The 26210-nt window shown below is 53.1% G+C and carries 19 protein-coding genes; 14 read left to right on the forward strand and 5 right to left on the reverse strand.

The features are described from left to right. Positions 1-122: 122 nt before the first annotated feature. Positions 123-1790, forward strand: coding sequence for a putative transporter (locus WKT13_RS00700; RefSeq protein WP_298620158.1), 1668 nt, complete (start codon positions 123-125; stop codon positions 1788-1790). A 121-nt stretch (positions 1791-1911) separates the two neighbouring features. Here the strand turns inward: WKT13_RS00700 and WKT13_RS00705 are convergent, their stop codons facing one another. The 3 genes from WKT13_RS00705 to WKT13_RS00715 all read right to left on the reverse strand — a co-directional run bounded on the left by WKT13_RS00705 (position 1912) and on the right by WKT13_RS00715 (position 6414). Beyond that, positions 1912-3672 (reverse strand): 1-deoxy-D-xylulose-5-phosphate synthase, encoded by a 1761-nt coding sequence (locus tag WKT13_RS00705; protein ID WP_340322432.1) that lies wholly within the window; start codon positions 3670-3672, stop codon positions 1912-1914. 322 nt (positions 3673-3994) lie between these two features. After that, positions 3995-6160: a hypothetical protein gene (locus WKT13_RS00710; RefSeq protein ID WP_340322433.1), complete on the reverse strand. Its 2166-nt coding sequence runs from the start codon at positions 6158-6160 to the stop codon at positions 3995-3997. Between the two features lie 41 nt (positions 6161-6201). Then, a complete protein-coding gene (locus tag WKT13_RS00715; protein ID WP_340322434.1) occupies positions 6202-6414 on the reverse strand; it encodes a hypothetical protein in 213 nt (70 codons plus the stop codon). A gap of 1954 nt (positions 6415-8368) precedes the next feature. Between WKT13_RS00715 and WKT13_RS00720 the strand changes: the two genes are divergently transcribed. From WKT13_RS00720 to WKT13_RS00755, 8 genes are all read left to right on the forward strand, one after another. Further along, positions 8369-9316 carry a DUF362 domain-containing protein gene (locus WKT13_RS00720; RefSeq protein ID WP_445323543.1) on the forward strand — a complete coding sequence of 316 codons (948 nt, stop codon included), beginning with the start codon at positions 8369-8371 and terminating at the stop codon, positions 9314-9316. Positions 9317-9337: 21 nt separating this feature from the next. Then, positions 9338-9841 (forward strand): ECF transporter S component, encoded by a 504-nt coding sequence (locus WKT13_RS00725; RefSeq protein WP_340322435.1) that lies wholly within the window; start codon positions 9338-9340, stop codon positions 9839-9841. A gap of 12 nt (positions 9842-9853) precedes the next feature. Next, the gene (locus WKT13_RS00730; RefSeq protein WP_340322436.1) at positions 9854-11377 is read left to right on the forward strand and encodes a 4Fe-4S binding protein; all 1524 of its coding nucleotides are present in this window, start codon (positions 9854-9856) and stop codon (positions 11375-11377) included. A 54-nt stretch (positions 11378-11431) separates the two neighbouring features. Then, positions 11432-12838: an aldo/keto reductase gene (locus WKT13_RS00735; protein ID WP_340322437.1), complete on the forward strand. Its 1407-nt coding sequence runs from the start codon at positions 11432-11434 to the stop codon at positions 12836-12838. Then, positions 12835-14700 carry a TonB-dependent receptor gene (locus tag WKT13_RS00740; RefSeq protein ID WP_340322438.1) on the forward strand — a complete coding sequence of 622 codons (1866 nt, stop codon included), beginning with the start codon at positions 12835-12837 and terminating at the stop codon, positions 14698-14700. The genes WKT13_RS00735 and WKT13_RS00740 overlap by 4 nt, the downstream gene beginning before the upstream one ends. A 195-nt stretch (positions 14701-14895) precedes the next feature. Beyond that, positions 14896-16689 (forward strand): ArnT family glycosyltransferase, encoded by a 1794-nt coding sequence (locus WKT13_RS00745; RefSeq protein WP_340322439.1) that lies wholly within the window; start codon positions 14896-14898, stop codon positions 16687-16689. A 10-nt stretch (positions 16690-16699) separates the two neighbouring features. Beyond that, the gene (locus WKT13_RS00750; protein ID WP_340322440.1) at positions 16700-17488 is read left to right on the forward strand and encodes an ABC transporter ATP-binding protein; all 789 of its coding nucleotides are present in this window, start codon (positions 16700-16702) and stop codon (positions 17486-17488) included. 57 nt (positions 17489-17545) lie between these two features. Beyond that, positions 17546-18070: a nitroreductase gene (locus WKT13_RS00755; protein WP_340322441.1), complete on the forward strand. Its 525-nt coding sequence runs from the start codon at positions 17546-17548 to the stop codon at positions 18068-18070. A 192-nt stretch (positions 18071-18262) separates the two neighbouring features. Here WKT13_RS00755 and WKT13_RS00760 read toward each other — a convergent pair whose 3' ends face one another. After that, positions 18263-19804 carry a BACON domain-containing protein gene (locus WKT13_RS00760; RefSeq protein WP_340322442.1) on the reverse strand — a complete coding sequence of 514 codons (1542 nt, stop codon included), beginning with the start codon at positions 19802-19804 and terminating at the stop codon, positions 18263-18265. 1153 nt (positions 19805-20957) lie between these two features. On the opposite strand from WKT13_RS00760, the gene WKT13_RS00765 reads away from it, so the two are divergent. The 4 genes from WKT13_RS00765 to WKT13_RS00780 all read left to right on the forward strand — a co-directional run bounded on the left by WKT13_RS00765 (position 20958) and on the right by WKT13_RS00780 (position 24642). Then, a complete protein-coding gene (locus WKT13_RS00765; protein WP_340322443.1) occupies positions 20958-21386 on the forward strand; it encodes a hypothetical protein in 429 nt (142 codons plus the stop codon). A 73-nt stretch (positions 21387-21459) separates the two neighbouring features. Continuing rightward, positions 21460-21903, forward strand: coding sequence for a D-Ala-D-Ala carboxypeptidase family metallohydrolase (locus WKT13_RS00770; protein ID WP_340322444.1), 444 nt, complete (start codon positions 21460-21462; stop codon positions 21901-21903). A gap of 174 nt (positions 21904-22077) precedes the next feature. After that, complete coding sequence (locus WKT13_RS00775; protein WP_340322445.1) at positions 22078-23151, forward strand: metallophosphoesterase; 1074 nt, start codon at positions 22078-22080, stop codon at positions 23149-23151. Positions 23152-23217: 66 nt separating this feature from the next. Beyond that, the gene (locus tag WKT13_RS00780; protein ID WP_340322446.1) at positions 23218-24642 is read left to right on the forward strand and encodes a retropepsin-like aspartic protease; all 1425 of its coding nucleotides are present in this window, start codon (positions 23218-23220) and stop codon (positions 24640-24642) included. A 21-nt stretch (positions 24643-24663) separates the two neighbouring features. On the opposite strand, the gene WKT13_RS00785 is transcribed toward WKT13_RS00780, so the two are convergent. After that, positions 24664-25365, reverse strand: coding sequence for an SIR2 family NAD-dependent protein deacylase (locus WKT13_RS00785; RefSeq protein ID WP_340322447.1), 702 nt, complete (start codon positions 25363-25365; stop codon positions 24664-24666). A gap of 239 nt (positions 25366-25604) precedes the next feature. On the opposite strand from WKT13_RS00785, the gene WKT13_RS00790 reads away from it, so the two are divergent. After that, the gene (locus tag WKT13_RS00790) at positions 25605-26210 is read left to right on the forward strand and encodes an FKBP-type peptidyl-prolyl cis-trans isomerase (protein WP_298620118.1); all 606 of its coding nucleotides are present in this window, start codon (positions 25605-25607) and stop codon (positions 26208-26210) included.

The following is a 26210-nucleotide window of genomic DNA, read 5'->3' on the forward strand; positions in this document are numbered from 1 at the left end:
CTTTCTTTCCACCCGTTTGCAATATCATTACATAATGATATAACTGCACTCGGGAAATCGAAAGCAAGCTTTCCTTTCACTCGTTTGCAATATCTTTGCATATCAAATAACAACATAATACTATGGATTGGATAAACGGGCTTTTCAGCATAAACCCGGCCGCACAGACAACCATTGTGCTTTCGCTGATAACTGCTGCCGGACTTGCACTTGGCAAGTTCCATATACGCGGCATTTCGCTCGGAATAGCTTTTGTGTTCTTCGTAGGCATTGTCGCTGGTCAGCTCGGCTTCAGCGCCGACGCCCAGATGGTCAAATTTGCAGAGACATTCGGCCTGCTGCTTTTCGTCTACACCCTCGGTCTGCACGTAGGACCAAGCTTTGTGGGCATGATGCGCAACGAAGGCGTGTCGCTCAACATGTGGAGTCTCGCCGTCATTATCACCGGTACTGCACTGGCACTTCTTCTCTGTCCGCTGACAGGCATAAGCGTTGCCGACATGACCGGCATCCTCTGCGGCGCCACAACCAATACTCCTGCCCTTGCCGCGGCACAGCAGGCACTCACCAGCGCCGGACTTCCCAGCAGCGGAGCAGCACTGGGATGCGCCGTTACCTATCCGCTCGGAGTTGTCGGAGTGATACTTGCCATGATATTCATACGCCGTTTCTTCGTCAAACCGGCCGACCTCGAACCACGCGACAAGAACAATGAAGACAACACATACATTGCGCAGTACATCGTGGTAAACCCGGCACTCGACGGCAAAACCATCTACGAGATATCGCAGATGACCCACCGCCACTTCATCATATCGCGCATTTGGCGCGACGGTAAGGTGATAGTGCCGCTGGCAGATACAAGAATGCAGCAGGGCGACAACGTGCTCGTTGTGACAAACATCGATGAGTCTGACGCCATGAACATACTCTTCGGCAAGAAGGTGGAGAAGGACTGGAACCGCGACAAGGACCGTATAGACTGGAACGCAATAGACAGTAACGTGGAAAGTCGCGTCATACTGCTCACACGCACCGGCCTCAACGGCAAGACACTCGGAGCACTACACATGCGCACAGCCTACGGAGTGAACGTCAGCCGCATAATGCGCGGCGACATAAAACTGCTTGCAAGCGACGATCTGCGCCTGCAATACGGCGACCGTCTCACCGTTGTCGGCGCACCGGAAGACATAAGTCACGCCGAACAGTTCCTCGGCAACGCCGTCCAAGTGCTCAACGAGCCAAACCTCGGAGCGATATTCTTCGGAATGATACTCGGTCTGGCGCTCGGCATGATTCCTATCCATCTGCCCGGAATGAGCGCACCCGTACACCTCGGCATTGCCGGCGGCGGCATCATAATGGGAATTCTCGTGGGCGCACTCGGCTCGCGTGCCCATTTCATCAGCTACACCACACGTTCAGCATCGCTCATGCTGCGCAAGCTCGGACTGTCACTCTATCTGGCATGTCTCGGTCTTGAGGCGGGCAGCGACTTCTTCAGCACCATCATGCGCCCCGAAGGTCTGATGTGGGTTGCCACCGGATTCATAATCACAGTGCTCCCGCTCATCATCGTAGGTCTGCTTGCACTGCACACTCGCAAGTTCGATTTCGGCACCATCTGCGGCATTCTCTGCGGCTCGATGGCCAACCCCATGGCGCTAAGCTACGCCAACGACACACTCAAAGGCGACACCGCCGCCGTGAGCTACACATCGGTTTATCCGCTCGGAATGTTTGTCAGGGTGATCATTGCACAGATAATAATAATGTTCTCCGTCTGACGACGGCATTTGAACCACAGACATAGAAAACGCAACAACCCCGGCGCCCACCAGAAACGGCGCCGGGGTTGTCCTTTTATAAGGCGCGGTCCGCACACCGGCAGACCACCTTTCACATAGATTACTTGTTCATCACGCTGCGTATCTCCTCGACAATCTGCTCGTCGGTGAGCTTGTTGTCACGCATGAGCTGCTGCACGTCATAACGGTCGTAAAGTGCTTTCTCCACACCAAAGTTCATTGTCTTCATGTCCGACGGACCATAGAAGCGGCTTATGCGCTCGCCGAAACCACCATCCACACAGCCGTCCTCAAGCGTTACAACCAGCTGATGGTCTGCCTTCAGGCTCTCAAGCAGCTCCTCGTCAGTGCCGCTGATGTAACGCGGATTGATGACGGTGGCGTCGATGCCGCACTCTTTCAACGCGTCTGCCACACGTTCTGCCTTGGCAAAGAAGTTACCCAGACCTATCAGAGCCACGCCACTGCCGCGACGCACCACCTTGTAGCGGTTGAGCTCGGAGTAATCGGTGTCGCACGGCTCCGTGCTGTGATGCACCTCGCCCTCCGGCACACGCAGCGCCACAGAATACTTGTCCTGCTGTATGGCCCACTTCTCCATGGCTATCATCTCCTCCACCGTTGCCGGCGCAAGGTAAACAAGATTAGGTATATGGCTGAGCATCGGTATGTCGAAGAAACATATATGCGTGAAATCATTCATACCGAAGATAGATGCACCCACCACGTTTATCACGGCCGGATTGCCGTTCACGCAGAGATCCTGCGCTATCTGGTCGTATGTGCGCTGCAGGAATGTTGCGTAAGTGCTGAACACCGGGTGCGCACCGCGGCGTGCCATACCCGAAGCCATTGCCACAGCCTCCTCCTCGGCTATGCCCACATCCACATGCTGTGCGCCTGCCTCGCGACGTTCTTCCGGTCCGAAACCTATCGATGCCGGCACAGCCGCAGCTATGCACACCAGCTTTTCGTCGCGCTTCATCTCCTCTCTGAGCCATCCGCCCAGAATCTGTGCCGCACTCTCTCCGCCGCCACATGGTTTCAGTTCGCCCGTCTCCACGTCGAACGGCATGTTCCAGTGCCACTTCTCCTTATTGTCCACAGCCGGCTGCCATCCGTGTCCCTTCTCCGTGTGCAGGTGCACCACCGTAGGATGCGGCGTATCCTTCACCGATGCGAACGCCTCGATGAGCGCCTCTATGTTGTTGCCCTGCTCCACATACTTGTAGTCGAAGCCCATAGCCTTGAATATGTTCAGCTCGGCGTTGCCCTTTGTCTCGCGCAGCAGCTGCAGGTTACGGTAGAGTCCGCCGTGGTTCTCGGCTATAGACATCTCATTGTCGTTCACCACTATTATTATATTGGTGCCCAGCTCGGCAGCCATGTCAAGGCCTTCGAAAGCCTCGCCTCCGCTCAGCGAACCGTCGCCGATGACAGCTACCACGTTCTCCTTGCCTCCGAGAATGTCGCGTGCCTTCTGCAAACCTGTAGCCAAAGCAACCGACGTAGATGTATGACCTATCTCGAAGCAGTCGTATTCGGGCGACTCCGCCGGACTGCTGTAGCCCGACACCTCAGCCATGCGTGTGCTGTCGATGAATCCGTAAGCACGGCCTGTCAGCATCTTATGCGGATAAATCAGATGCGACACGTCGAATACTATTCTGTCTTCCGGCATGTTGAAGACATAGTGCAGGGCTATCGTCGCCTCAACAAATCCGAGGTTCGGGCCCACGTGTCCACCTATCATACTGTCACGTTTGAGTATGCCACCGCGTATTTCTGCGGCAAGCAGTCTGAGCTGTTCGGCCGTCATGCTCTTGATGTCGGCCGGAGATTTTATATTTTCCAGTAACATATCAGATAATTATTTGTGAATTTGCTGTTATGAATAAGACTTCTGCGGAATGCTCCATGCAGCTAATCTGGTGCAAAGATACTACAAAATCACTTCTTCCCGAAATATTTGTATTTACCATTTTTACGGTAAATATTACCTTCATCAACGCCGGCCGTGCACTATACGCGCAGCCACACGGCAGTGCTGTGCCGTCGTCAATGCCCTCATAAAACAAAAAGGTTGTATCTGAATTCAGATACAACCCCGCATAACTCTAACCTCACGGCCAAAAATTATCGCATGATGAAATTTCTTTGTTACTTTACTTTCTTTGTATTTGTCATTTTACAACATGTTTCTTACCGTTCACGATATATATGCCCTTTGGCAGACCTTCGAGCGATGTGCCATCAGCCACCTTCTGACCATTGATGTTGTAAACACCTTCCATTGCCTTGTCACCCGGCACTTCTGTCACGATGCCGTTGATGTCGGTTGTTCCGCCTTCACCATCGATAGCAAGAACTTTGGAATTGCTGCTCGTGCCCATATCTGTAATGTACCAGCATGTACCGAGCAGGCCATTCCAGTTACCCTCTGTCAAATAATACATCTTGCCACCGGACATAACGTATGAATATTGGGGCGCATATTCAGGACGATGATAGAAGTATGTATACTTCAATGTTCCGGTTGATGTAGTGACTGTCTTATAATTCTGTTCCGGAGTAACCATGGTTATACCCTCAGGACAACTTACACCCGTAATGGTGTAGATGTTTCCGTATGGGAAGGTCATATCCTGAGAAGTTTGATTCGGGTCGTTTTCTTTTTTCACAAGGAATGTGTATTCCTCACCTTCCGGAATCACAGGACCTTTTGTAACCCAGATAAGATAACATTCGCCATGTACTATCGCAGGTGTATCATAATTGTCGAAGAGGTCAACAGTTGAGAAAAGTATCTGATCCTTGTTCTGTGGGTTAACACCCTCGAGCTTGCAGAGTTTGGCGTCTTCACCGAATGTTTCTGTTATCTGAGAACCTGTTACATCACAAGGCAATGTTATGGCATTCCATGCATTCAACACGAACTTGCGGCTGAGGTGGAACGGATACGGCTGGAAGTATGTGTTCTGATCAACCTCATTTACATCACGCTGGTAAGCGTCAAGACCTATTTCGTTATTTCCGATGAAATACAGACCGAAGTTGTCTACATATACACGACCTTTCGTACCTTTCTTATTCACACCCAGCTTCAGCGTACCGTCAACTCCAACATTCACGTATACTCTTACTCTATGGAAAGACTCGTCCGGTTCGTATTGATCTCCTTTTGCAAGGAAATAGGCAGCCGGAACATTGCGGCGGAAATATTTACCATAGTTTCCGGTAAGCTTACCATCATGCTCTGTTACATATCCTTCAAAAGTTTTTTGGTCATCCTCATTGAGAATCGGTATCAGTGTTTCTTCTCCGTTTGCAAACAGATATGCATTTGAAGCACCTGTTGTATTAGGAGTATTGTATGCACCGTTCTTATATGTTGCATAGTCATTCTTGTCGAAGAAAGCCTGTGCCTCCACCATATAAAGTCCAGGTTTCAGACCCGTGATTGTCTGATAGAACTCTACGGGGTTATCTTCGCTTGCTGTCACAGCACCAATCTCCAAACAACCGAAAGCACCGTAAGTCAAAGCGTAATTATTACCAGTACCTTCCACCACTCCCAGATTAGGATCTATGGTTGTGCAGTAGTCAGATTCAGATGTCAGATTTGTCACAGACCAGAACAGATTATTCGCATCGCTTACATTTCTGAGGAAGCGTGAGTTTCCGATAAGTCCGGTGATGTTGTAACGTCCCTGCAGCGAAACTTCCCCCAATATAGTATTGTAATCCTCACGCTTAATCAGGCACCATTTGTCCTTATCTTCATCAGGAGTATCGCCCCAAAATACACCTCCCACGTGAACATATCCATGACCGCCGGTATCGGCATCTGTCTCAGAAGCGTAATGATAATATAATTTGTATCCACTAACCGTAGTTTCCAAATAATATTGATTATCTGTACCTCTTACGCTTTCAAATCTTAACACAGCATATTGATCATTTTTTCTGTCAAGAAATGTTTTATAAGCATGATAGTTTCTTTCATCATCACTTTCTTCAGGATCACCGTTATCTACAGCCATGCATGCTCCCTGCCCTTCGTTGTAAATAGCAGACTGAAGATAATATCCGCTATTGCCTGCAGAAAGCACCTTAAAACGTATGCCTCGATCGCTCAATACAGTTTGCATACCATATTTTCCTCCGCCGTGGACGAACTGTTGTTTATCCACATTATATAGAAAGACATAAATATCCTTACCTGCAACATCCGCAGGACTGACAGCCTTCTCAAGCAGCTTCTCGTGAATGGTCTGAGCCATGCCGCTCTGTGTTCCGCCCAATATCAGGAACAGTATCCCGACAAACAATTTTGTAAAATGCTTCATGTTTTTTCCTTTCAAAAATTATACACCGTTATTTTTAAACATTAATCCCATACGGAATGAGACTTCACACCATATTTATTCCCGTATTTGTCCTCCAAGTCCGTTCCGTCGTCACCGGGCATACCTTCTTCAATGTCAATGCCACCATCTCCAGGATCGCCGCCGGGATTATACGATGAATAACTTGCCATAACCGGCTCAGCCTCCATACCCAATACCTTGATGGAAGGCTTCTCATACATTTTCTTTCTCATTTTCTAATTGTTATATACTGATTCGATTTCGTAAACTCAATTTTCAAACTGCCTTCTACATTCACAGAGGCCGGAAATGCTGTTTGCGTCCCGGTCGTGTTGTGCGAAAAATTAACATTCTATAAGAAAAATCATACCTGAATAGGCATTGTGGTTTGCTTTAGTGTAATAATCTTATCTTCGGTTGTTTTTTGCTTAATTTATGTTTATATTACATACACCTCATTCAGAGAGGTACAACGAAATATCGTTTTTTTTAAATTATGGCATATCACATTTGTTATATATGTCATATTATTTGTATTATTCATCCGTTAAATTTTGTAAAAACTTACATTTTTATAAGCCGATAATTTGGGTATAATGCATATAAGTCATATCTTTGTCACCGAAATCGAACATAACAATACGTACTTTGGCATACCTCTCTGAATGAGGTTTTATATACCATCCATCCACTTTTTATCCACATAAAACAGGGTTGCCAAAATTCGCTCAACCCCTTTATACAAACGGTTTCTCACTCATCTGCGCTACCCATAAAGCCCTTCATTTTCCACCTATGCTGCATAAGCGATATGTAATATTATGAACATGGCAGACGGGAACGGCATGTAGGGCTTACAGACAGTCACACCTTCATGCATCGGCAGTACATATCTGCACACCTCTTCGAAATATAATCCTGACACACCCGCCGACGCTGCGCCATCACACAAATATCTTCTCCACACCAGCGTAATCGCCGGAAAAAGCGGATGTTTACGCATTTGCGCAACAAAAAACGGTCCGGCAGAAATTCTGTGATTACCGGTCGCAATAAACAGTCTGCGGTTACGGTCCTGAAGAGGCATTGTTTTTTCTATCGGAGTGAAAACAATATGGGGCACTTACAGATTTTCAGCATCCTGTGGTTTTTCCGTCCGAGTTTTCCGTTCTACCCCGAAAAATAAATGAGAATTTGCGCGCAGACTTTCCTTCGGACGCAAATTCGCGAAAAATAAGAGTTTTTCCCAACACCTTGTATATCAATAATTTACATTCAGGAGCGACTTTTTCGTCAGACGAAATGCACCGTTTCAGCACGCAATATGGCCCATATCAGGGCCCGATATGCACTGTATCACACCATGAAACAGACGAAACCAGAGGCTGAAACGGGCTTAACCGGAACGCCGAACCAACCATACGACACTCCACAGCGGGGTATACCGCAAAGCGGTCCGGCATGAACAAGCCTCCGTAAGGTAGGATTTAACATTCCTTCACATCTCTTTCGCGATTTTATTTTGTCAAAAAAAAGTCAAGAAAATCTGTAAGTCCGTCGCCCGAGTTTTCTTTAAAGACACAGACTTGAGGCGTGAGAAGAAACGCGCTGAAAACTTTTACACAAGGCGCTGAAGACAGGGCGGAGGTGCACGCGGACGCGCAATTCTGTAAAAATGGTTGTCTTATCTGTAATTTTATTGCATCAACGTACGTTTTATTTGCGTAACTTTGCCATCGTGGAAGGGTATGCCCACGCCCAAACTCCGCCTCAGCTATGCGGCGACACCCCACCGGACGGGACGTGACACATGCGCGACATGACGACAGAGCGGCACAGGACGTATACAGACAGAGCCGCCGACACCACAGCAGAACGGGGAATGAGCACACAAGGGCTGCATTTTTTAGGATGCGGATTGATTGAGTTTTACTATTTTTCCGTATCTTTGTATAAGATAGGATGCGGTTCGGCAATGCCACGTATGGTAAAACTTTGTTTTCCCAACTTGTCACTGCGCTCACCTTTCACTATCTTTGTATAAGATAACCTGCATTCGGGAAAATGAAAGCAAGCTTTCTTTCCGCTCATTTGCATTATCTTTGTAAAAGACAGGATGCGGTCCGGCCACATCAGACATTCTAAAAACCGACACAGCGGACACAACCATTAAAACGATAACAAGATATGATCAGAAAACTATTGCTTTCAACATTTGTCTTCATACTGGCGGCGGCAGCAATGGCGCAGTCGAAGGTTTACGTGACGCGCGACATCTCGCCCGAATCTCTCATAAAGATATACGAGGCGCTCGGACGCAAGGCCAAGGGGCGCGTGGCGGTGAAGGTGAGCACCGGCGAGGCCGGCAATCCCAACTATCTGCAGCCTTCGCTCATCGGTCCGCTGGTGAAGAAGGTGAAGGGAACCATCGTGGAATGTAACACAGCCTACGGCGGACGGCGCAGCTCGGCAGAGGAACACATGCGCGTGGCAGAGGAACACGGATTCACCAAGATAGCCAAGGTGGACATAATGGACGCCAAGGGCGAGTTCAGAATACCGGTGCGCGACACCACCAACATCAAGTACAACCTTGTGGGAACGGGCCTGAAGGACTACGACTTCATGATAAACCTCGCCCACTTCAAGGGGCACCCCATGGGCGGTCTGGGCGGAGTGATAAAGAACCAGAGCATAGGCGTGGCATCGGCCAACGGCAAGGCCTACATCCATACGGCCGGCTATCAGGACAAGGTGGAAGGCATGTGGGCGCACACCAAGAACCAGGACGGTTTTCTCGAGTCGATGGCTGCGGCGGCACAGGCCGTGGCCGACTACTTCGGCGACAAGATACTGTATATCAGTGTGATGAACAACATGTCGGTGGACTGCGACTGCGTGTCGAAGCCTGAGGCTCCGGCTCTGAAGGACTACGGCATCCTGGCATCGCTCGACCCCGTGGCCCTCGACCAGGCTTGCGTGGACATAATATTCAACATGACGGCATCTGAGGGCAACGACAACGCTCCGCTAAAGGAGCGCATCAGCTCGCGCCACGGCACACACACCATAGAGCATGCCGAGAAGATAGGACTCGGCAGCCGCAAATATCAGCTCATAAGCATAGACAAATAAAACAAACACTACAATAACATTATGCAACACGAAGCCAAACTGTACACACTCTCGCTGAGAGAACAGCGCACCTATGCGCTCACAGCTCTCTTTGTGCTCGGCAACATAGCCTTGCCGCAGCTGTGCCATCTGGCACCTTACGGCGGACAGATGTTTCTGCCGATATTCTTCTTCACGCTCGTCGGAGCCTACAAATACGGTTTCACCGTAGGTCTGGCCACCGCCGTGCTCTCACCCATCGCCAACTCGCTGCTCTTCGGACGCCCCGCCGGCGCCATGCTTCCGCCGATGCTGTTGCAGTCGGTGCTGCTCGCCGCAGTGTCGGCAGCCCTCGCCCGCCGCATGGCCGACAGGGTTACGCCCGCCGCTCTGGCATGTGTGGCCACAGGTTGTCTGCTTGCCGGTCTGCTCATAGAGCGCGCCATGATAAGTGTCGACCACAGTGTGCTCACCTCGATGGTGCGCGCCGTGCCGGGACTTCTGCTCCAGACATTCGGAGGATATTATCTCATCAGAAAACTATAAAACCACTGAAAGATGCTGAGAAAGACAAGAATAATACTCGCAGCGGTGTTCTATGTGCTCATCACGCTGCTGTTTCTCGACTTCACGGGCACGCTGCGCTTCTGGCTCGGATGGACGGCCAAGATACAGTTTCTGCCGGCGCTGCTCGCCGTAAACGTACTGGTGGTGCTGGCACTCATCGTGCTCACGCTCATCTTCGGACGCATCTACTGCTCCGTCATCTGCCCTCTGGGCATCATGCAGGACATCATCGCGCGCCTGGGACGCCGCGGACGCCGCAACAAATACAGCTATTCGCCTGAGAAGAAGTGGCTGCGCTACGCCATGCTTGCCTTCATGGTGGTGACGCTCGTGGCAGGACTGGTGCCGCTGGCGGCGCTCATAGCCCCCTACAGCAGCTACGGACGCATGGCCGCCAACCTCATGCAGCCTGTATATATAGGTGTGAACAACCTGCTGGCCATGGCTGCCGAACACTTCGACAGCTACGCTTTCTATGAGCGCGACGTGTGGGTGCGCTCGTGGGCTACGTTTGCCGTGGCTGCGGTGTCGTTCGTTGTCATTGCCGTTCTGGCGTGGCGCGGGGGCCGTACCTACTGCAACACCATCTGTCCTGTGGGCACGGTGCTCGGCTTTTTATCACGTTTCTCGTGGCTGAAGATACGCATCGACGAGAGCAAATGCACCAGCTGCCGCCTCTGCGAACGCAACTGCAAGTCGGCATGCATCGACATAAAGAATCACAAGGTGGACTACAGCCGCTGCGTGGTGTGCGGCGACTGCGTGGGCAAATGCAAGTTCGACGCGCTGAGCTACACCGCACACAAGCCCAAACCGGCCGTTGCCAAGGCGGCAAAGGCTGAAGGCAGCGCAAAGGTTGACACCTCGAAGCGTGCCTTCCTCTTCGGAGCGGTGACAGCAGCTGCATCGGCCGCCATAGCCGAGGAGAAGGTGAAGCTCGACGGCGGACTGGCAAAGATAGAGAAAAAGGTAAGCCCCGAGCGCCAGACACGCATCACTCCGCCGGGATCTTTGTCGGCACGCCACATGGCTCAGCACTGTACTGCGTGCCAGCTGTGCGTGGCCGAGTGTCCGAACGACGTGCTGCGCCCATCCACAAAGCTCGACACCTTCATGCAGCCCGAAATGTCGTACGAGCGCGGCTACTGCCGTCCGGAGTGCACACGCTGCTCTGAGGTGTGTCCGACGGGTGCCATCAAGCTCACCACAAGTGCCGAGAAGACAGCCATCCACTTCGGTCACGCAGTGTGGATAAGAAAGAACTGTGTGCCTGTAGCCGAAGGACACTCATGCGGCAACTGCGCACGCCACTGTCCGGTGGGCGCCATCACCATGGTGCCTCTCCATCCCGAGGCACAGGAAGGCGAGGAGAAGGACGAGAAGAAGGCACGCCTGATGATTCCCGTTGTCAACGAGGAGATGTGCATCGGATGCGGAGCGTGCGAGAACCTCTGCCCATCGCGCCCGTTCCCGGCCATATACGTGGAAGGCCACGAGGTGCACCGCAGAAGATGACCGGCCACGCACCATTCATAAAAAGCATTGCCAACACACAATAAAGAAACATATATGACAAACATAAAAGACAAAATATCACGAAGAGGTTTCCTCAAACTCATGGGCGGAACGGCCGCCGCGGCAACGGCAGCAATGACGGGATGCAAGGAGAAGGACCTCTCGACAGAAGACGACTACAAGAATCAGGTGGAGCCGCCGAAGGGAAAGATGACCTACCGCACCGACCCGAAGACGGGCCAGAAGGTTTCGATACTGGCCTACGGCATGATGCGTCTGCCGTCGGAAGAGCGCGGTTCGGCACGCGAGAACGCCGATTCGCCCATCGATCAGGAACAGGTGAACCGCCTCGTAGACTACGCCATAGAACACGGTGTGAACTATTTCGACACGTCGCCCATGTACTGTCAGGGCATGTCGGAGCGCGCCACGGGCATCGCCCTGAGCCGTCATCCGCGCAGCTCTTACCTCGTGGCAACAAAGATGTCGAACTTCGCGGCCGAGAACCAGACACGCGAGAAGTCGATAGCAATGTTCGAAAACTCGCTCAAGGAGCTGCAGGTGGACTACATCGACTATTATCTGCTCCACATGATCGGCGGCAGCGGCATGGAGGAATTCCGCCAGAGATTCATCTACAACGGCATTCTCGACTGGCTGCTCGAGCAGCGCGAGAAGGGACGCATACGCCATCTGGGGTTCTCTTACCACGGCGACATAAGCGTGTATGACTATCTTCTGGCCAACCACGACAAATATAAGTGGGACTTTGTGATGATTGAGCTCAACTATCTTGACTGGAAACACGCCAAGGACATCAACGACAGCAACACCAATGCCGAGTATCTCTACAACGAACTCGACAAGCGCAAGATTCCCGTTATGGTGATGGAGCCGCTGCTCGGCGGCCGTCTGTCCAACGTACCTGAGCCGATTGCCGTGGAGATAAAGCAGCGTGCGCCGGAGAAGACGGTGGCGTCGTGGGCGTTCAGATATGCTGCCAGCAAGCCGCGCGTGCTCACAGTGCTGAGCGGAATGACCTATATGGAACATCTGAAGGATAATCTGCTCACGTACAGTCCGCTCGTTCCGCTGAAGGAGGAAGAGGAGGACTTCCTCGAGCAGGTGGCCAAGAAGATACTGACGTTCATGCTCATACCGTGCAACGACTGCAAGTACTGCATGCCGTGTCCCTACGGTGTGGACATTCCGGGCGTTCTGCTCCACTACAATCTCGTGAAGAGCGAGGAGCGTCTGCCCGAAGACAAGCGCGACCCGAACTACGCACGCTACCGCCGCGAGTTCATCATCGGACAGAACCGCGCCGTGGACGAGGAGCGTCAGGCCAACCACTGCATAGGCTGCGGACAATGTATTCCGCACTGCCCGCAACGCATCGACATTCCGGCACGACTGCATGAGATAGACCAGTTTGTTGACAGATTAAAGCAGAAGCTATGAGACTGACAGCAATCTGCACAGCCCTCATGGCATCGGCGGCGGCCCTTGCCGGTACAACACAGTACAATGACTCCGTCAGACAGAACATAGCCGAGGTGGTGGTGACGGGAACACGCTCCACCACGGACGTGCGTCATCTGCCCATGACAATATCAACCGTCAACCGCAAACAGCTCACGGCCGACTTCCGCGAGTCGGTATTGCCCACAGTCAACGAGCTTGTGCCGGGACTGTTCGTGACGAGTCGCGGAGTGATGGGCTACGGAGTGTCCACAGGAGCAGCAGGTTCGATAAAGCTGCGCGGCATAGGCAGCGGAGCATCGATGCTTGTTCTCGTGGACGGACAGCCGCAGTATGCAGGCCTCTACGGCCATCCCATACCCGACGCGTGTCTCACCATGACGGCGGAACGCGTGGAAGTGCTGCGCGGACCGGCCTCACTGCTCTACGGATCGAACGCCATGGGCGGCGTGATGAACATCGTTACGCGACAGGCAAAGGCCGACGGCGTGAGGACAGACATATCGTTCGAGGGCGGATCGTACGGTTCGCTGCACGGCGAAGTGGGCAACGAGGTGAAGGCGGGACGTTTCTCCAACGCCGCCGCACTGTCCTACAGCCGCACCAACGGCCACCGTCCCAACTCGCAGTTTGAGCAGTTCGCCGGATTCATCCGGCCCGTATGGGCGTTCAGCGACAATTGGAAGGCGAGCGGCGAGGCCAATGTGACTTACTTCAAAAGCTCGAACCCCGGACCGGTGTCGGCTCCGCTGATAGACAACGACATGAAGATAACACGCGGAACAGCTGCCCTGGCGCTGGTGAACGACTACGACCACACATCGGGAGCACTGCGGGTGTATTACAACTGGGGCCATCACAACATAAACGACGGCCACACAGCCGACGAGAGTCCGCGCACATCGCTCTATCTGCACGACGACGTCATGGCGGGAGTGTCGCTCTATCAGAGTGTGGAACTCTTCGGAGGCAACCATACAACGGTGGGGTTCGACTACCAGCACTTCGGCGGAAAGGCATGGAACAGAGCCATTGAGGGAGGCGCCGAGACGGTGATAGCCGACAAGACGCAGGACGAATTCGCCGGCTACGTGGACTTCAGACAGGACATAACGTCGTGGCTCACGGCCGACGCAGGACTGCGTGTGGACCATCATTCGCGCTCGGGCACACAGCTCGTACCGCAGGGCGGTCTGTCGTTCCGGCTCTCACCGGACGCCGAGATAAGGGCAATGGTGAGCCGCGGATTCCGCAACCCGACCATAAAAGACATGTATATGTTCAATCCGAAGAATCCCGACCTGGAAGCGGAAAGCATGACCAACTACGAACTGTCGTGGTCGCAGCGGTTCATGGACGGCAGACTGAAGGCCGGCATAAACGTGTTCTACCTCAAGGCCGACAATCTTATAACAACCGTCTTCACCGACGGACGTCCGCTGAACGTGAACACCGGCAAGACGGAGAACAGCGGTGTGGAGGCTGAAATGGCGCTGCGCGCATCGCAAAACCTTACCATCAACGCCAACTACAGCTATCTGCACACGAGCGCACACATCACCGGCGCACCCGAACACAAGCTGTACGCCGGAGCGACATACACTCTGAACCGGCTCACACTGAACACCGGCCTGATGTATTTCGCCGGTCTGCTCACCAGCGAATCGACCAATGACACCTCGCACGCCGCCCTCTGGCACCTCACGGCAAGCCTGCGCGTGGGCAAGGCTATAAATCTGTATGTAAGAGGCGAGAACCTTCTCGCACAGAAATACGAGATAAATAAGGGTTTCACAATGCCGCGAGCTACTGTAGCGGCGGGCTTGAAACTCAGTCTGTAATAATTTTTATACAATCGGGAGCGCAGCATTTTGAAACTTCAAAATTTGCTGCGCTCCTTCTTTTGCAGTATCTTTGCATGACATAAAAAATGCCCGGCAATGTGAAAACAAGATTTCATTATGCCGTCTTATGTTCTCATGAACACTGAGGACGAAGCGTACCGAACAACCAAAAAAGGAAAACTGAGATATATTATGAAAACATTTGGGAAAAACATTCCCCTCATCGCAATCGTTGTCATAGGTTTGGCAACGCTGTTACCGTTTCTCTGGCAAAACGACTTTTTCAGCATGGACGAGCCCCGGGAGGCCATGGTGGCCGTATCAATACTGAAAGACGGAAACTTCATACTGCCCTTCACATCGGGTGGCGACCTGACGGCTTGTCCGCCACTCTATCATCTGTGCGTGGCGCTGGTGTCGCTGCCATGGGGCCACGTGAGCGAATTCAGTTCGCGACTGCCCGCAGCCCTGTCGCTCATAGTGATGTGCGCAGTGGTCTTTGCCTTCATGCGTAAACGCACAACAACACTGCGCGCCATGCTCGCTCCGTTCGTAATGCTCACCGCCTACGGACTGCACCGCGAGGCAATGGCATGCAATCCCGACATAATGGGAGCGGCCTTCGCCACAGGAGCGCTGTTGCTGCTCTACCGCTGGCATGAGAACGGCGCGTGCCGTCTGCCCCTTGCAGCCACGCTCTGCATGGCTCTGACAGGACTGACCACAGGTCCGCTCATGATGTTGCTGCCGCCGATTGTAATGTATGTCTATCTTCTTGTACGCGACGAAAGCGGAAAAGGCACGACTGCAAGACTGGTGCTGTGCACTGTCATCGCACTTGTTGTGCCGGCACTGTGGTACACCGCAGCATTCATGCAGACAGGAGGACGTTTCGGCGAACTGTTCATGGCCTACCACTACGGTTCGCTCAAAGGCATAACCACGCAAAACCTGTTCGACCATAACTTTGTAGGCAATCTGGCATACGCAGCCACCGGTTTCGCACCTTGGCTCATATTCATCGTGTTCACACTCTTCGCACGTCCGTGGCGGAGCGCCGGCATAGAACCGACATTCCGCGCACTGATGCAGTATATGCGCACGGCGTCGCCGCTTACAGCATTCACCTTCACCGCAACGCTCACGCTTCTGGTGCTCTCATGGCTGCCCACGGGTCATCACGACATAAGCCTTCTGTGCTGCCACGTGTTCCTTTCGATGTTCACGGCGCTCTACATAGCATGGCTCTCACGCCGTCACAAGAGTCGCACGGTGGCCGCATTCGCTGCCTTCACGGCGCTTGCAGGCATACTGTTCAGCGTGGCTTTCCAGGTGTTGCAATCGGGAGTGTTCTCCGGAATATTCTTCGGCGAGCGCAAGGCCAACGCGCGTCTGTCAATGATAAAATCGCTCTACGACATCACACCCGACACAACTGAGACGACACTGATGGTTATTCCGGGCATAATAGGAATACTTGTGGTGGCCGTGCTGTTCATAAGACGCCTGCGCCACAACGTCCGCACGCTCACCCTCGGAACGCTCTGCGTGATTTTCTCCGTATATATCGCTCTCGACGGAGTGTGCCTTCCTACGATGCTCAACGTGGTGTCGCTGCGCCAGATGACGGATGTGGTGAACAAGGTGTTCCCGAAACAGAAACTCTACTCGTATATCTCAAAACCGGGCATGCAGATGTTCGGAGCCGACTTCTATCTGGGCGGACGCATACAGGCATTCGAAAATCCGGCTCCCGACAGCCTCGGACGGGTGAAGAAACCGTCGAGCGGCATACTGCTCATACCCGAAAAGGACAGCGAGGCATTCATAGCACGCCACAAGGACTACATATTCCAGCAGCGCATGCGCTCGCTCGGACACCCCACAGAGGTGCGCGACAGAATAAAGTTCTATAAGTTCATACACAACTCAAAGAAGAATTCGGCTGAGGACACCTACGACCCGATGTCGATAGAAATAAAATAAAACTCACCAGATGCCGCCGGAGGACATGAAACAGCAACCATACGTGAGGCTCGAGAGTCTGTGCATAGGCTACCGCACGGGCAGGCACGGGCAGCGCATAGTGGCAGAAGGAATTGACGCCACACTGCCTGAGGGACAGCTGACATGCCTCATCGGGCGCAACGGAACGGGAAAATCTACCTTGCTGCGCACCGTGGCCTCACTGCAGCCGATGCTCAGAGGAAAGATATTCATAGGCGGCGACGACAGCGCAACACTCTCGCAGAAGGACATGGCACGGCGGGTGAGCATAGTGCTGACGGCTGCTCCGGACGCCATAAACATGGACGTGGCACAACTCGTGGCGCTGGGACGCACACCCTACACCGGTTTCTGGGGCTCGCTCAAAGGCAGCGACCTGCGCGCCGTACAGCGTGCGCTGAGTCTGACAGACACCTCGCATCTGGCCCACAGAACCGTGAGCACCCTAAGCGACGGACAACGGCAGAAGGTGATGGTGGCCAAGGCGCTCGCACAGGAAGCGCCGCTGATGCTGCTCGACGAGCCCACCGCCTTTCTGGACTATCCGTCGAAGGCACGACTTATGCAACTGCTCGGCCGGCTGGCACACGAGGAAGGCAAGACCATACTGCTCTCAACACACGACATAGAGATGGCACTGCGCACGGCAGACAGGCTGTGGCTCATGGACGAGGACTCGTTCACGGAGGGCACGACGGAACAGATGATGGCCGACGGAACGATAGACCGCTTCACCGACGGACTGATGCCGCACGATGTGATGTGCCCGCAGCGGTGACCGGCAGCGCACGCCGACCGAAACAACGACAACAAAACACTCTAAAAAAGAAACGATATGGAAAACGAATTTCTCAATCTCATCCGCACACGGCGCAGCTGCCGCAGATACAAAGCCGAACAGGTGGACGACCAACTGCTCGAAGAAGTGCTCAAGGCAGGCACCTACGCACCGACCGGACACGGCTCTCAGGCACCCTTCATCGTGGCTGTGCAGAACGCCGAACAGCGCGCTGTGCTCACAAGAATGAATGCCGAGGTGATGGGCGTGACGTCCGACCCGTACTACGGCGCACCGACAATAGTGCTGGTGTTCGCACCGGCCGACTACGCCAACGCGTTTCAGGACGGAAGCTGCGTGCTCGAGAACATGATGCTCGCCGCACACGCCGTGGGACTGGCTTCATGCTGGATAAACCGCGAACACCAGATGTTTGCCACCGAAGAAGGCCGGCAGCTGATGAAGCAATGGGGACTGCCCGACGGTCTTATGGGCATCGGCGCACTGTCGCTGGGTTATGCCGACGGCGAGCCGAAGGAACCGAAACCGAGAAAAGAAGATTATTACCGCGTGATACGCTGACAGGCGGAGGCTGCAAGACAGCCCGTCTGAGCATGCGAGAGAGTCCGTTTCACAGGCTGAAACGGGCCGTTACACAGCATGAGAGAGCCTTTCCTGCACAACAGGAAAGGCTCTTTTGTTTTTCCATAGTGTAAAGACGGGCGGAAAGGCTTGCGCGGACCATTCTGCAACACCGCGCCAAGCACCGTCCCGTCAGTCGGGGAGTATGACGACAGACACCGGAACATAGTCGGCCGGACTGAAGCGGCGGAGGGCTTGCGAGGCCGTGTAGGTGCCGCGATACTGTGTCAGTCCGCCGAAGTTGTAGAGCCGTCCGTCAACACACTCCACCGCGCCATACCACTCGAACGCTCCGAGCATGCGCAGCGGTTCGGGCGAACCAATGCCTGCCGCGTAGCGGGTCACGGCGCCGCCGTCCATGGCGTATATCTGATTTCCCACAACACCGATGAACGAGAACTCGTTGCTCAGCGAGTCGGTTGGTGTGCAGTCGGTGGTGCGGAGCGTGCCTCCGCTCAGAGCATGGGCACGGTGGAAAAGGTCGTCGAGCAGCCATGTTGTGCCGTTGCCGTCGGAAGTGACAGTAGGTTCGGCGAAATACTGTCCGTGGACAGTGGTGCCTTCGGCCGTGGCTGTCATGTTGCCGTTGCCGTCGTAGGCCAGAGCGTAGGTCTCTATATTGTCTGCCGTCACCACATACAGGCTGTTGCCCTCGACAGAAGCGGCGAGAGGCGTGGCCGAACGCAATGCAGCCGTATGCCATTTTCCGCCGGAGAGAGAGTAGATGCCGCTCGGGCCGACTATCAGCGGCATGCCGTCCCACATGGCGCCGGCACCGTCTTCGGGTATGTCGGCGTAGGTTTTCTCCTCCCCCGTGGCCGTGTTGTACGAACGGAACTCGTAGCACGGCGTGGTGCTCACGTTGCCGAGCGTTGTACGTTCTATTATTCCGCCACCGTAATATATTGTACTGCCGTCGGTGAAATGGATGTTGGCGGAGCCTTCGTTGGCGAGGTCGTCAAGGTCGTGGAACACTATGTTCTGCTTCACACGCAGGGTGTTGACCGACGCTTCGCCGGCGATGGAGAACTTGCCTTCGGCCACTCCGTCGGCATTGAGCACCACATACGGGTTGGCTGTGTAGGTCTGACCTTTCTTTATATAGATAATCGGTTCTTTGGAAGGCGTCGATGCATTGGGATCGGTGAACGGAAAGGCCGCGCTCTCCGAGGCGAGCTGCTGCATGGTGCTGGTGGATTCGCGGCCGTTGTATATGTCGACGTATATGCCGCCATTCTCATAGCGCGCCGCCGTGAGCACAACGCCTGGAGCCTCATCGGCCTCGCCGGCCGGCTGATGAACCACTATCTGCGACGAGTCGGCCGCCGCACGGGCATGGGCACGGCTGCGCATGGCACTGCCGAAACGTATGTATCCGGTGCGGGCCACACCCGTAAGGTTGCGCGCTGCCACTATCTGCACGCTCTCGCCTCCCTTGCCGCCCATCTGCGAAAGCTGCAGCCAGTCGGCCGACGAGGTGGCTTCCCACGGCTCGTCAACAGGTATGGCGATGGTCTGCTGCGCTCCCACAGCCGCCAGTTCCACCGCATCTTCCACAGGAGGAACAGGGTCGGGGCCGGGCACAGCGTCGCCGTCGTCGGCACACGAAGCAAACATCATGACGGCCAATGCTCCTACAGCCGTCATGGGAAACAATGATCTGAACTTTTTCATAGCGTTTATGTTTTTTGTATTGTTGGTTGATGCAATATCAGCAGATGCGATAAGGACATGCCGGAAGCTGCGACATGCAGCATTGCGGCCGGCATACCTTGTCGGGAACAAAGAAAACATATTTACGCACACTGCGCATAACTGCTTTCCGTGATTTTGAAGCAAGGACGTATTACAGGCTACGTGGAAATTCCGCGAGGATTTGTTGCAACAAGAAAACAGTAGCATAAATAGTGTATCGTCGCTGTTGTTGCAGGCAGAAAGGAAAGCAATCGGGGGCAGTTACAGATTTTCAGCATCGTGCGGTTTTTTCGTCCGAGTTTTCTGTTCTACCCCGAAAAATAAGCGAGAATTTGCGCGCTGACTCTCCTTCGGACGTAAATACGCGAAAAATAAGAGTTATTCTCAAGACCCTGTATATCAAGAACTTACATTCAGAAGCGATTTTTTCGTCAGACGAAATGCACCGTTTCGGCACGTGATATGGTCCATATCAGGGGCTGAAACACGCAATATCACACCATGAAACAGACAAAACCGGAGGCTGATATGGGCATTATCGGAGTGCAGTATGAAGTTGCCGGCACTCCACAACAGGGTATGCGATAAGACGCTTCGGATGTAAACGGGCTTTATAACACTACATTTAACATTTCTATACACCTCTTTCGCGATTTTATTTTGTCAAAAAAAAGTCAAGAAAATCTGTAAGTACGTCGCCTGAGTTTTCCCTGAAAAAGCCGACACGACAGCAGAGAAGATGCACCGGTAACATGCGTCCTTCTTGCACACGGGATTTATTGGTTGTGGCGACGCGGATTTATCGTCATGCGGGAAATGCGCTGCCGCTATTCATACAGCTCCGCTTTGTCCGGAGGTTTTTCTTCATTACGCGATGCTTCGTGTATGAAACATGTCTCCACCGGATTTCCATAAAGCCGTCTTTCGGCCTTCTCCACATGGCGCAGAAGCGACTCTGGCAGTACAAATACAGGGTAGAACCAAGGCGTTTTAGCCTAAATTAACGCGGAGTTACGGAATTGGAAAAGTTACTTCCACGCTATATATTACTTTTGCCGCAGTAAAAATGATGATAAGAAAAAACGGGCAGCAAAAATGACTGACTGCCTGATATATTAAATAAGGTATGAATATGAAGACTTACAAACCAAACATTTCCGCCCACTACGTAAGCGGAGGACAGGGCGAACTGACCCGGGAACAACGGGACGAAGGCCGGAAAATGATGGAAGACGCATTCGTAAGACTGATGAACGAAAGCGAAAAGGGACACATCCGCTGGACAGGCACGCAGAAGGATCTTATGGAACTGACTTACATCGCATACAGAGGATGTGTCGTGAGACACACCGACGGAAGTCCGGCACTCATGTCCGAACTTGCAAGAACGATATGCACGCAGCTGGGCATGCAAATGCCTGCAAACCCGTACAAGGTGGCGGCAAAGGCAATGGCGCGCAAGGGAGTGAAGCAGCTGGCGTATCTGGAACGCTTCTGCTGGCTGCACTTCGTGGCGGGAGTGGCCGATCCGACGGCCGAGGAGATAGGACACGCGCAATGAGAAACTTTCTCACACATGGAAAAACACAGACTTCTTAATAATCATTTATCAGAAAAAACACACAAAAAACAACATGAACACAATCGATCTTAACCAGAATCTCAGTCCGCACTTCACGCTCGAGGAGTTCGTGAGGTCGGGTACTGCCGTAAGACACAACATCGACAACACTCCGAAAGAGGAACATGTGGAACGCCTGAGGGAGCTCTGCACCAACGTGCTCGAGCCTCTGCGGCGACGCTTCGGAGTGATAAGGATAACCAGCGGCTACCGCTGCGAGGAACTGAACAGAAAAGTGGGAGGCGCCGACAGCTCGCAACACCTGCACGGCGAGGCTGCCGACATCAACGTGTCGGGAAAGGACGGAGGAATGAAGATGTATGAGTACATACGCGACAACCTGCCCTTCGACCAGCTGCTGTTCGAGAACAAGGCGAAGAGCGGCATATACTGGCTGCACGTGAGCTACAGAAGCGACGGACGCAACCGCCACGACTGCGGCATAATAAAGATGTAATTCATTGAAAAAGACGGAGCTCCATGTCACTGACAACATAAAAATACATAGAGAAAACAAGCGTTAAAAACACAAAAAGCGACTTGTTTTAGCTCCGTCTTTACTTTGCATTTATTTCCATAATTATTATATTTGTGTCATACATCTCAGAACAAACCATAAAACCATCATGTCATGAATACGAAAAACCTAATCATTGCAACAGCGACAATGCTGTGCTCTCTTACTGCGACAGCGCAGGACAGGGCCGACCAACAACATCTGACCGACCCCAATTCGTTCTCTATGATTCTGCTCGGCGATCCGCAGGGCTACGTGAAATACGACATCAACCAGCCTATATTCGAACTCACCACGGCATGGTGTGCCGACAACATCGACAGCCTCAGGATAAAGGCGGTGCTCTGCACGGGCGATATGGTAGAGCAGAACGAGAACATCGTAAGGAACAGAGCCATGCTCAACCAGACCAGCCGGCAGATGTGGGAATGGGCATCGCACTGCATGAAACGTCTGGACAACAAAGTGCCGTACATCATCTCGACGGGAAACCACGAATACGGATACGTGAGAGGCGACGAGGGATTCACTCATTTTCCGGAGTATTTCCCCTTCGAGCGCAACAGCAAATGGGCGGAATGTGTGGTGAGCGCCTTCCCCAACCGCGAAGGAAAAGTGTCGCTCGAGAACGCGGCATACGAATTTGAGGACAAGGCATGGGGCAAGATGCTCGTCATAGCAGTGGAATGGGCACCGAGAGACGAGGTGCTGACATGGGCAAAAGACCTTGCCGACAACAAGTACAAAGACCATAAGATAATGCTACTGCTCCACTCCTTCCTGTGGGAACGCACTGCCGAGCGCACCGAGAACGAAGACTACAGGATAAATCCGCGCAACTACGGACAGGACGTATGGGACAAACTGGTATTCCCGTGTAAGAACATCGGACTGGTGATGTGCGGACATACGGGCAAGCCGGGCGAGTTTGAGGACAACGTGGCCTACCGCAAGGACAAGAATTCTGCTGGAAAACACGTTCATCAGATGATGTTCAACGTGCAGGCTCTCGGCGGGGGATGGGAAGGCAACGGCGGCGACGGATGGCTACGCATACTGGAGTTCATGCCCGACGGAAAGACAATAAAGGTGAGAACATACTCGCCGCTGTTCGGAATATCGCCGGCAACCAAACATCTGGCACACCGCACTGGCGAGTGCGACCAGTTCGACATGGTGTGGGAATGAACGGCCTTACGCCCTAACCGCAGCCACATACTGTATGTGGCAACAGGAAAAAACGTGATATAAAGGATGAGAAAAAAATTAATACTGCTATATATAATAATGTGTACGTCCTGCGCCGCAGCAGCGCAGGACGCCGACCGGCGTGCGGGAGAGCTGATAAACGGTTCAAGATATTTCGAGCTTGAACAGATGATGCGCACGCCTGATGCCTCGCAGCTCTCGCCTTTCATGCGGCGACTGGCGTCAGCTCTGACGGCCCACTACTTCAACCGCCCCTCGGAAGCATGCCTCTATATCGACTCGCTGCTACAGGAGAACCAGGCAGAACTGGGCACAGAGAGTTCGCTGAGCATGGCTTTTCTTATGGGCCGCGACCTTGCCTACGCCGGCAGATACGCCGACGCAGCAGCATTTATGGACGACATGACGACGCAGATAAGAACCATCGCCGTGCAGCATCAGGCAGCCGACACTTCGTCACTGAAAGCTCTGACAGCCGAAGCCGACATGTATCGCGCCTACGCCACCGAGGCTCCGCTGTGCCGGCAACTGCACAAGCCGGGCACATACAGCACTTCGTTCTACATAGACGGGCGACTGCACGGCTATCGCAGAGGCGGATTTCTGACGGTGAACGGCAACGTGAACGAACAGCCCACAGCCGTAGCCATAGACACCGGAGCGGGAGTGAACGTCGTTTCGCCCGAAGAAGCGGAGCGGCTGGGACTGCGCTACATAGACGCTGGCATGAGCGTGATGGGGATGGGCATGCAGACAGGGCACATAGCCATTGCCGACACGCTGCGCATTGGACGCGACATGGCGTGGGCAAATGTGCCGTTTGTGGTTGTAGATATAAGGACTGGCAACAGCGAGGCCGACAAAGTGCTGGAGCGTGGATGGCCGCTCACAATAGGTGTACCGATGCTCAACGCCATGAAGGAACTGCAGATAGACTGCGAGAAACGTGTCATCACCGTACCCGAAAAGCCGACACCGCAACCCGCGGACGGTCCGAACATGATGATGAAGGACTCACGCAACATGACCGTAAGGATAGAAGACGAAGAGGGAAAACCGCTTTTCATGCATCTTGACACGGGCGATTACTACACGTGGATGAACAGCCGCTGGTATATGGCGCACGAGGATGAAGTGAAAGCTAAGGGAAAGGCCGACTCGCTGCGCATGGCAGGAGTGGGCGGAGTGGAGATGCAGCACAGCTACATCCTGCCGTCCATACGCCTGAAGATGGGCGGCACGGCAGTCGAAATGGACTCTGTAGCCGTGCAGACAGGCATCGACCTGCACACCGGCAAGCAGCTTTCATACGACAGTTCTACAGTGGGCGGCAACGGACAGACCGAAGACGGATGCATCGGTCTGAACATAATAAACCATTTCGGAAAGATTACGATAAACATGTCCGACATGTATCTCCGCTGTGAGAAGCCGGGCAAAGGATATAGGCGCGAGTGGCTGTTCGAATAAAAACGGACAGCCACTCTTCCGTTATTCAGTTCCGAGCAGAGCGCACAGTTCCTTCATGCCTTCGCTCGCACCCTTGGCTATGTGGGTGACAGCGCGACGACCGGAAGCCATAACAGGTTCGGGGTCGATTATATAAACAGGAACTCCGGGACGTACATACTGCACCAGTCCGGCGGCTGGATAAACATTGAGCGACGTGCCCACGATGACAAATACATCGGCTTCGGAAGCACACTCGGCAGCAACCGATATCATGGGCACCGCCTCGCCGAAGAACACAATGAACGGACGCAGCAATGAGCCGTCGCCGGCAAGCGTTCCGGGCTTCACCTCGCAGTTGTCCGGTCCGAGCTCCACCTGCCAACGCGGATCGTCGGGATTGCGGCTGGAGCACACCTTGGTGAGTTCGCCGTGCAGATGTATCACCTTCGACGATCCTGCACGCTCGTGCAGATTGTCCACATTCTGCGTTATGACAGTCACATCATAATCTTTCTCCAGTTCGTGGATGAGCTTATGACCCTCATTAGGTTGCGCCGTATAAAGTTTCCTGCGCAGCATATTGTAGAAATTTGTGACTAGCTCCGGATCAGCCTCCCAACCTTCGTGCGACGCCACCTGGTCAACGGGATAATTCTCCCACAGCCCGTCGCTGCCACGGAATGTCTTGAATCCACTTTCCACAGACATTCCGGCTCCTGTAAGAAACACCACCTTTTTCATAATAGTAATATTTTATCACAAAACGCAGATGCCGCAGCCGTCTCCAAGCCTCCGCACGCATGCTGCCGGACATACGCGTCAGCCGCAAACTGCATGATAATCAAAAGACAAGCTCCGGCAACTAATTATCTACAAAATTAGTATTTTTCACAGAATTATGACAAGGCTGTCAGATAAAATATGTAACTTTGCGCACTTGAAAGGTAAATAATATTATAACAACAACATTCTGATATTTTATGGATAAAGTAAGTTACGCCCTGGGCCTCGGCATAGGCCGCCAATTGTCACAGATGGGCGCGGACAATCTGGACATAGACGATTTCGCAAAGGCTATTAAAGACATCCTCTCCGGCAACGAACCGGCAGTAGGCGACGCTGAAGCACAGACACTCGTAAAGGATTTCTTCGAGAAACAGGAAGCAAAACAGCGCGCAGCAGCAGCCGAAAAGTTCAAGGACACAAAGGAAAAAGGCGAGAAATATCTGGCTGAGAACGCCAAGAAAGAAGGCGTGGTGACTCTGCCCAGCGGACTGCAATATCAGATAATAAAAGAAGGTAACGGACGCAAGCCGAAGGCTACCGACAAGGTGAAGTGTCACTACGAGGGCATGCTCATCGACGGAACACTCTTCGACAGCTCCATACAGCGCGGCGAACCTGCCACATTCCCGCTCAACGGTGTCATCGCAGGATGGACCGAAGGACTGCAGCTCATGCAGGAGGGTGCAAAATACAGATTCTTCATACCTTACAACCTCGGTTACGGCGAGCACGGTGCAGGCGCATCAATTCCTCCGTTCGCAGCTCTCGTGTTCGATGTAGAGCTCATCGAGGTTATCTGA

The organism is Prevotella sp. HCN-7019 (assembly GCF_037890215.1).
GTDB lineage: Bacteria > Bacteroidota > Bacteroidia > Bacteroidales > Bacteroidaceae > Prevotella.